Below are 8,217 nucleotides of genomic sequence, written 5' to 3'. Positions count from 1 at the left end.
CCATCCACCGCCGCCACTGGATATCCCCCCAATCCCAATTATGCTCAATGAAACCCCGCCCTCCCGCGCGGGGCGGTGATTCTGTGCACGCTCCACGAAACACCTGATCCGGCATCCGCCACAGGCCTTGGGTACGCGACGTTGATGAAGTGCTCCGGCCTACAAAAACAAGCACGACGGAGAACACCCATGGCAGTACTCGACAGCATGTCCACAGGCAGTGCCCCGCACCACAGCGTCAGCCGGGAGGAGCGCAAGGTCATCTTTGCGTCGTCGCTCGGCACGGTGTTCGAGTGGTACGACTTCTACCTCTACGGCTCCCTGGCGGCGATCATCGCCAAGCACTTCTTTGCCGGGGTGAACGAGACCACGGCGTTTATCTTCGCCCTGCTCGCCTTTGCCGCCGGTTTTGCGGTGCGCCCGTTCGGGGCAATTGTGTTTGGGCGACTGGGTGACATGATCGGGCGCAAGCACACGTTTCTGATCACGATCGTGATCATGGGTGTATCGACGGCGATTGTCGGATTCCTGCCCGGTTACGCGACCATCGGAGTCGCGGCGCCGATCATTCTGATTACCCTGCGCCTGCTGCAGGGCCTGGCGCTGGGCGGCGAATACGGCGGCGCGGCGACGTATGTGGCCGAGCATGCGCCGAAGGGCAAACGCGGTTATTTCACGTCATGGATTCAGACCACCGCGACCCTGGGCCTGTTTATGTCGTTGCTGGTGATCCTCGCCTGCCGTACTGCGCTGGGTACCGAAGCGTTCGAGGCCTGGGGCTGGCGGATTCCGTTCCTGCTGTCGATCCTGCTGCTGGCGGTCTCGGTGTACATCCGGCTGCAACTGAACGAGTCGCCGGTGTTCAAGAAAATGAAGGAAGAAGGCAAGTCGTCGAAAGCCCCGCTGACCGAATCCTTCGCCCGTTGGGACAACCTGAAAATCGTGATCATGGCCCTGCTCGGCGGCACCGCCGGCCAAGCGGTGGTCTGGTACACCGGGCAGTTCTACGCGCTGTTTTTCCTGCTGCAAACCCTGAAGATCGACCCGCAGACCGCCAATCTTTTGATCGCCGGTTCGCTGCTGATCGGCACGCCGTTCTTCGTGATTTTCGGCAGCCTGTCCGACCGCATCGGGCGCAAGGGCATCATCATGGCCGGGTGCATTCTGGCGGCGGTGACCTACTTCCCGATCTTCCATGCGCTGACTCAGTACGGTAACCCCGACGTATTCGTCGCCCAAGAGAAGAACCCGGTCAAAGTGATCGCCAACCCCGACCAGTGCTCGTTCCAGTTTGATCCGGTGGGCAAGGCCAAATTCACCAGCTCGTGCGATCTGGCGAAAACCATCCTCGCCAAACGGGCGATCCCGTATGAAAACGTGGTGGCGGAACCGGGCACCGTGGCTCAGGTGCGCATCGGCGACAAGGTCATCGAAAGCTTCGAAGGCACGACCCTGCCGGCCGCCGACTTCAAGACCCGTAACGACGCGTTCACTGCCAGCCTCGGCGCAGCGCTGAAAGAAGCCGGTTACCCGGAAAAAGCCGACCCGGCCAAAACCAATTACCCGATGGTCTTGCTGCTGCTGACCATCCTCGTCATCTACGTGACCATGGTCTACGGCCCGATTGCGGCCTGGCTGGTCGAACTGTTCCCGGCGCGCATCCGCTACACCTCGATGTCGCTGCCGTACCACATCGGCAACGGCTGGTTCGGCGGGTTCCTGCCGACCGTGGCGTTTGCGATGGTTGCGGCCACGGGGGATATCTACTACGGCTTGTGGTACCCGATTGTCATCGCGGTGATGACGGCGATTCTCGGGATCTTCTTCATGCCGGAGACCAAGGATCGGGACATTCATCACACCTGAAATGACTTCGCTCGATGCTGTGCGTGGCGTTCACGCACAGCATCGAACGTTGTCACATCGGCGTCATTCTCCCTTGGTAACGTCCTCGCGCCCCGATGCCCCGACCACCAAGGTGACCCTCCCGGTGTACTCAAGCCCGACGCGCCAGACCCTCATCCTGCGATCCGACAACATGGCCAGTGACGACTTCGGCGCCCTGTTCTCGCGAATGTTCGGCAACCGTTATGGCGACACACCACCGCCGCCCAAAGACATCATCATTGGCGGCGTTTACGGGCGGTACGAAGGCGTGAGTTTCCGGCGCATGCATTACCGGGGCGATTTCACCGTCGCCTTCCCCGAGCCGTTCGATGAAATCACTTTCGTCATTCCCACTGCCGGCAAGATCGTGTTCAACCATGAATCCGTGGGGCTGAGCGATGTAGGGCTGGCCATCGACAAGGCTGACCTGCGCTCGATGCGTTTTATCGACAATCATGCCCAGCACGGCATGTCGATCAGCCGTGCGGCGCTCACCGAACGGCTGTCGACCCTGCTGGGCAAACCGATCGTGCACAAGTTGCATTTCGAGCCGAGGGTGGATCTGAACAGCCCGGCGTTTCAGGGCATTCGTGCGCTGATCGATCTGGCCACCGGTGCGGAATTCGATCTGCTGTTGAACGCTGGCTCGCTGATGCCGTCACGGCTGCGGGAGATGCTGGTGGACGCGGTATTGGAGGCCTGGCCACACAACTTCAGCGAGGCCCTGCGCCGACCCGAGGCGTTGATTGCACCACGGCATGTGAAGCAGGCCATCGAGTATATTCAGGCGCATCCCGAGCAGATGGTCAGCGGGACGGATCTGGCGGGGTTGGTGAACGTCAGTCTGCGGGCCTTGCAGGAAGGTTTCCGGCGATTCGTCGGCACCTCGATTGTCGCGTACCAGCGACAGGTCAGGCTGGAGCGCGCCTGTTATGCATTGAAGCAAAGCCAATCGTCATCGGTGACCGATGTGGCCTTGCAATTCGGGTTCAGCAACGTCGGCCGGTTCTGCCAGTACTTTCAGGATGCCTACGGCGTGAGCCCCGCAGAAATGCGAAAAGGACTGCGCTGAGGCAGTCCTTTGTCTTAAACGTCAGTTGGTCAGAACTGATAACTGGCCTTGAGCCCGCCGCTGAAACCGTGGCTGTCACCGCCACCACTGGCACCGACCTCGGCGCCAAGGCTCAGAGCACCGAGGTTGGCCATCAGGTTGACGCCCCCGCTGAACTGATCGCGGTTGTCGAACGCCGCGCGCTGCTCGATATCCAGCCCCAACAAATGACCTTCGCTGTCGACCTGATGATCGCCCAGCACATGCTCGTAACCAACGCGCACGCCCGGCACCAGTTGCCACGCGCCCATCGACATCGGGGCGAACGAGACGTCGAGATTGGCCACGGCGCTGCGGCGGGTTTCCTGAATGTCATCGACATTAAGGGCCAATTCGCTGCCCTTCTCCTGAAAGCCCGACAGGTCCAGACGACTGACTCGCACGCCGAGGCTCGGCTCCAGAATCACAGTATTCAGCGGCATGCGATAACCCAGCGCCAGCGTCGCGCCGCTGAGATTACCGTGGGTGTCGCCCTTCGCCGAGCCGAGGCCGCCGCCGAGGTCGCGTTTGCTGTCGTAGTCGACGTAACCGGCGCTGAGGTTGGAATCGACAAACAGGCCACGTTCCAGACTGGTGAAGCCATAACGCGCGCCAAGGTCGAGGAAGGTGAAATCGGTGTCAGCCTCCCCACCTGCGCCGCCCACCGAGCCTTTGCTGTAACCGATGCCGCCGCGAGCGCTGAATTGTTCGGAAAAACGCTGGGTGACGCCAACCATCAGCCCCTGGCTGTGTTCATTGCTGCTTTGCGCATGGGCCGAACCGTCGGTGCCGAGGTAACCGGCGAGCGCGGTGCTCCACAAGCGGTACTGGCCGACCTTGAGGTCAGTGCCGCTGGCGAACGGCGCGGCGGCCTGCTCGATCATTGCGTTTTGACGCAGCAGGTAACTCGCCGCATCGGCGTGCACCTGACCGCCGACCGTGGACTCGACACCGCCGAGGGTGCCGGCGTCGATGGCCGATTGCAGGTAGTAGTTGTAGGCGCTGTAGGTGCCCGAGAGTTTACTGTTCTGCAACTCCCGCAACAGTTGCGCACCGGCGGCAGCGTTGCCGATAAGCCCGACCTGACCCGGCAGGCTGTTGTACTCGACCATTTTGCCGCGCAGTACATAGATGGTTTCCTGGGACAGACCCAGCCCCTGTTTGAGGTAGTTGTCCATGCTGCCGTATTGCGCGGTCACCTGATCCAGACCCGCTTGCAGGTAACTGGCCTCGACGCCCAGCAGCGGCGCGTAGATCGCGGCCATGCTCGGCGGCATCATCGCCAGGGTCTTGGCAACGCGGTCGGCGGTGTAGTCGTTGGTCGCCAGGTAGTTGCTCATGATCGTCGCGTTGTCGACCCCGGCGATGCTTTGCAGCACAGCGGCCGTCCAGCCGGTGCGATCCTTGCCGGCGGTGCAATGGAACAGCGCGGCGCCGTCGACGCCGGCCAGTTCGTTGAACAGCACGCCCAACTGCCCGCGCATGCCGGCGTCGCTGACAAACGCACGGTTGGTCTCTTGCATCATCGCAGTCGCTTCGGCCGCGCTTTTGAACGAGACCGTGGTGATGTTCGCCCCCGACGTGGTGGCGCCGATGATGTCGATATTCTGATAGGTTGCACCGCTGATCATCGTGTCCGGCGTGGCCGCAATTTCGCTTGGGGTGCGCAGGTCGTAAACGGCCTTGATCCCCAGACCGTTGAGGGTCGCCAGGTCCGATGCTGTCGGCGTCAGCGCGTTGGAGCGGTAGAACACACCGGCGCGCATGGTGCCGTCATGGGTCGTCGAGTAGGCCGTGGTGATACCGGCGACATCGCGGAAGTTGTCGATGCCCGTCAGGCGCGGGGTATCGAGATCGGCGGCCTGGGCGGCAGCAATGGACAGACTCAGCACGGACAGCGAACAAACAAGACGTTGAAACACGGGGCAGCCTCACTGGAAACACGTTGGGCTGCCCACTATCTGCATTGAAATGTGACGGAATATGACAATTGCGCGAGGGCCGGAAATAGCGGCGCGATCTGTCCGTTTGCCGCGTTTTCTGTCCGTTTTATACGCACTGATCGTTTAAATCCTCGACACGTTTTGACGTTTTTTTTGCAAGCGGCAACGTAAAATGCCCTCCCCAGCCATCGTGGAAGCCGTCAATGACCGACGCAGACGAAGAAATCCTGAACCAGGCAGCGCACTGGTGCCTGCGCCTGCAGGAGGACGATTGCACACCTGACGAACGCCACGCGTTCCAGCAGTGGATTCAGCAAAGCCCGCGCCACGCCTTTGAATACGCGAAAATGCTGGAAATCTGGGACATCAGTGAGCAATTGCCGAACCACTCGACGACTCGCAAAAAACTGCTGACCGATCCTCCCCGGCCCGCCGCGAAGGAGCAATCCTCACGGTGAGCATTCGGGGTTAGAATCCGCGGGGTTCGGCTTACAGTTTAAGGATGACCCCGGCATGTCCACCCACGACACCTCCCTGCAAGACACCGCCGCCCCCGAGGGCGTCTGCTTCGGCTGCGGCAGCAGCAACCCACACGGTTTGCACATCAAGAGCTTCTGGCACGAAGACGGCGTGCACGTCATGGCCGAGCATGTGCCCGAGGCCAAATACTGCGGCTGGCCGGAGCTGGTCTACGGCGGCCTGATCGCCATGCTGGTGGACTGCCATTCCAACTGGACGGCGATGGCGTATCACTACCGGGCCGAGCAGCGTGAGCCCGAGACCCTGCCACGCATCAACTGCGTCACCGGCAACCTCGGCATCAAGTTCATCAAACCGACGCCGATGGGCGTGCCGCTGACGCTGAAGGCTAAAGTCGAAGGTGAAGTCGGGCGTAAGACCCGAGTGATCTGCGAGGTCTACGCCGGGGATGTGCTCACGGCAGTGGGCGATTCGGTGTTTGTGCGAGTGGATACCGAGCAGTTGGCTGCGGCCGCGCACGGTCGCTGAAATCCGTTACTGAAGGAAAACACGATGTCCGATCGCAAAATCATCATCCCCGACTCCATGAAAACCATCGTCGAACGCGCCGGTTACGCCCCGGCGGTTCTGGTCGGCGACACGCTTTACTGCGCAGGTCAGGTGGGCCGGACGGCTGACTTGAAGGTCATCGAAGACTCCGAGCAACAGTTCATCCGTGCCTGGGAAAACCTCGACGAAGTGCTGAAGGCCGGTGGCTGCACCTTCGACGATGTGGTGGAGATGACCACCTATCACGTCGACATGAGCCAACACATGCCGGTGTTTCGCGAAGTGAAAAACCGCGTGTTCCCCAAGGGCTTCTGCGCCTGGACTTGCATCGGCGTCAGCGAACTGGCCCATCCGGGGCTGCTGGTGGAAATCAAATGCGTGGCCGTGCGCAGGCGCGCTATACCTGAGTAACGCCATTGCCCCACATCGAGGTGTTAAACCATGAACTTGACCCTCTATTACCACCCGTTGTCGTCCTACTGCCACAAGGCGCTGATCGCCCTCTACGAACACAGCGTCGCGTTCGAAAAACGCTTGATCGACCTGTCCAGCGAAGCCGAACGGGCCGAGCTTCAAGCATTGTGGCCGCTGGTCAAATTTCCGGTGCTGCGCGATCACGCGCGCCAGCGCACGGTGCCGGAATCGAGCGTGATCATCGAGTACCTGGATCATCAACCGGGGCAGTCGCAACGACTGATTCCCGAAGACTGGGAGACCGCACTGGACGTGCGTCTATGGGACCGGTTTTTCGACCATTACGTGATGACGCCGATGCAGCAGATCGTCGCCGACCGCATCCAGTCCGCCAATGGCGACCTGAGCAGTCAGCGAGCGCTGCTGGCCACGGCGTACGGCATGCTCGAACAGCAACTGGCCGACCGCGAATGGATCGCCAGCGCGGATTTCAGCCTGGCCGATTGCTCCGCCGCGCCGGCCCTGTTCTACGCCAGCACGCTGGTGCCGTTTGCCGCCGAGCAACCGCGCCTCAGTGCCTATTTCGAACGGCTGGTGCAGCGCCCGTCGTTCAGTCGGGTCATCGAAGAAGCCAAACCGTGGTTCGACTTCTATCCCTTTGCCGAGGCCCTGCCCCAACGTTTCCGCTGAGGCTCGGCCTCACGCCGGCTGGTGACTGGTCACGCAGTGAATCCCGCCACCACCAGCCGCAATGGCGTCGATGTTGATCTGCACCACGTCGCGGTTCGGATAGAGTTTTTTCAGCAGGTCGAAGGCCTTCTTGTCCGCGCCCTTGTCGCCAAATTCCGGGGCAATCACCGCGCCGTTGATCACGAAATAGTTGATGTAACCGGCCGCGAAGTCGTCGTTGTCCTTGTTGAACTTGGTCTTGCGCGGTTTCAGCGGTGGCGAGACGGTGTGGATCTGCAACGGACGACCGTCGGCGTCGGTGGCTTTCTTCAGGATTTCCAGGTGCGCCAGGGTGACCTTGTTGTCGTAGGAGCGCGGGTCGGTGTCGAGGTTGGCGATGACCACGCCGGGCGTGACAAAGCGCGCGTAGAAATCGACGTGTGCATCGGTGATGTCCTTGCCCTTGATGCCCGGCAGCCAGATGATCTTGCGCAAACCGAGGCGTGCTTTCAGTTCCGCCTCGACGTCAGCCTTGCTCCAGCCGGGGTTGCGGTTTTCGTTGACCCAGCAGCTTTCGGTCATGATCGCGGTGCCGTGGCCGTCGACTTCGATGCCGCCGCCCTCGCCCACCAGCTCGCTGCGCTGGTAGGTCGCCTGCGCATCGGCCGCCACGCGCTTGGCGATCTTCGCGTCTTTCGAGTGCTGCTGCTTGTTGCCCCAGCCGCTGAAGTTGAAGTCCACGGCGCCGAGTCCGTTTTTGTCGTCGATGACGAAGTTGGCGCTGATGTCACGCATCCAGATGTCGTCGAGGTTGGCGATCTGGTAGGTGATGTTGGAGGTGCCGCAGATCTCTTCGGCCAGGCTGCGTTCGCCGCTGCGGCAGTAGATGGTCAGCGGTTCGTAGCGAGCGATGGCGCGGGCGATCCGGCCCAGCGCTTCCTGAACGTCTTCGGTGAAGTCTTCCCAGATCGCGTCCTGCGCGCCGAAGGCCATGTAGGCGCGCTCGTGCTTGTCGCCCTCGTCGGGCATGAACCAGCGACCTTCGCTGGCCGCCAGCACGCGCGCCGGTGACAGGCCGAGGCCCATGACGGCAGCGCCTACGCCGGCGGCGACTGAAACCTGTTTGATGAACTCGCGACGAGTCGGCATGTGTACGTTCCTGATGGGTAAGGGGCCACCGAGGCA

At 61.5% G+C, this 8,217-nt stretch carries 8 protein-coding genes; 6 read left to right on the top strand and 2 right to left on the bottom strand.

All coding sequences use genetic code 11. The features are described 5' to 3' along the window. Positions 1-189 precede the first annotated feature (189 nt). A complete protein-coding gene (locus C1X29_RS10890) occupies positions 190-1,866 on the top strand; it encodes an MFS transporter (RefSeq protein ID WP_085611854.1) in 1,677 nt (558 codons plus the stop codon). Positions 1,867-1,990: 124 nt separating this feature from the next. Next, a complete protein-coding gene (locus C1X29_RS10885) occupies positions 1,991-2,959 on the top strand; it encodes an AraC family transcriptional regulator (RefSeq protein WP_102717437.1) in 969 nt (322 codons plus the stop codon). Between the two features lie 29 nt (positions 2,960-2,988). Here C1X29_RS10885 and C1X29_RS10880 read toward each other — a convergent pair whose 3' ends face one another. Then, a complete protein-coding gene (locus tag C1X29_RS10880) occupies positions 2,989-4,899 on the bottom strand; it encodes a tyrosine-protein phosphatase (protein ID WP_102717436.1) in 1,911 nt (636 codons plus the stop codon). A 224-nt stretch (positions 4,900-5,123) separates the two neighbouring features. On the opposite strand from C1X29_RS10880, the gene C1X29_RS10875 reads away from it, so the two are divergent. From C1X29_RS10875 to C1X29_RS10860, 4 genes are read left to right on the top strand one after another with little or no spacing between them, the layout of a single operon-like run. Next, the gene (locus tag C1X29_RS10875) at positions 5,124-5,378 is read left to right on the top strand and encodes a DUF4880 domain-containing protein (protein WP_102717435.1); all 255 of its coding nucleotides are present in this window, start codon (positions 5,124-5,126) and stop codon (positions 5,376-5,378) included. Positions 5,379-5,433: 55 nt separating this feature from the next. Continuing rightward, positions 5,434-5,928, top strand: a complete 495-nt coding sequence (locus C1X29_RS10870; protein ID WP_102717434.1) for a PaaI family thioesterase — start codon at positions 5,434-5,436, stop codon at positions 5,926-5,928. Between the two features lie 24 nt (positions 5,929-5,952). After that, positions 5,953-6,360, top strand: coding sequence for a RidA family protein (locus tag C1X29_RS10865; RefSeq protein ID WP_102717433.1), 408 nt, complete (start codon positions 5,953-5,955; stop codon positions 6,358-6,360). Positions 6,361-6,390: 30 nt separating this feature from the next. Further along, positions 6,391-7,053, top strand: coding sequence for a glutathione S-transferase family protein (locus C1X29_RS10860; RefSeq protein WP_102717432.1), 663 nt, complete (start codon positions 6,391-6,393; stop codon positions 7,051-7,053). A gap of 9 nt (positions 7,054-7,062) precedes the next feature. Here the strand turns inward: C1X29_RS10860 and C1X29_RS10855 are convergent, their stop codons facing one another. Further along, positions 7,063-8,181, bottom strand: coding sequence for an agmatine/peptidylarginine deiminase (locus C1X29_RS10855; RefSeq protein WP_102717431.1), 1,119 nt, complete (start codon positions 8,179-8,181; stop codon positions 7,063-7,065). Positions 8,182-8,217 lie beyond the last annotated feature (36 nt).

This window comes from Pseudomonas sp. GW456-12-10-14-LB2 (assembly GCF_002884345.1).
GTDB lineage: Bacteria > Pseudomonadota > Gammaproteobacteria > Pseudomonadales > Pseudomonadaceae > Aquipseudomonas > Aquipseudomonas paraglycinae.
This window is presented reverse-complemented; position numbering and strand designations above follow the sequence as displayed.

Coding starts and splice junctions, on each gene's coding strand:
- C1X29_RS10890 (WP_085611854.1), top strand. CDS start 190: ATGGCAGTACTCGACAGCATGTCCACAGGCAGTGCCCCGCACCACAGC.
- C1X29_RS10875 (WP_102717435.1), top strand. CDS start 5,124: ATGACCGACGCAGACGAAGAAATCCTGAACCAGGCAGCGCACTGGTGC.
- C1X29_RS10870 (WP_102717434.1), top strand. CDS start 5,434: ATGTCCACCCACGACACCTCCCTGCAAGACACCGCCGCCCCCGAGGGC.
- C1X29_RS10865 (WP_102717433.1), top strand. CDS start 5,953: ATGTCCGATCGCAAAATCATCATCCCCGACTCCATGAAAACCATCGTC.
- C1X29_RS10860 (WP_102717432.1), top strand. CDS start 6,391: ATGAACTTGACCCTCTATTACCACCCGTTGTCGTCCTACTGCCACAAG.
- C1X29_RS10855 (WP_102717431.1), bottom strand. CDS start 8,181: ATGCCGACTCGTCGCGAGTTCATCAAACAGGTTTCAGTCGCCGCCGGC.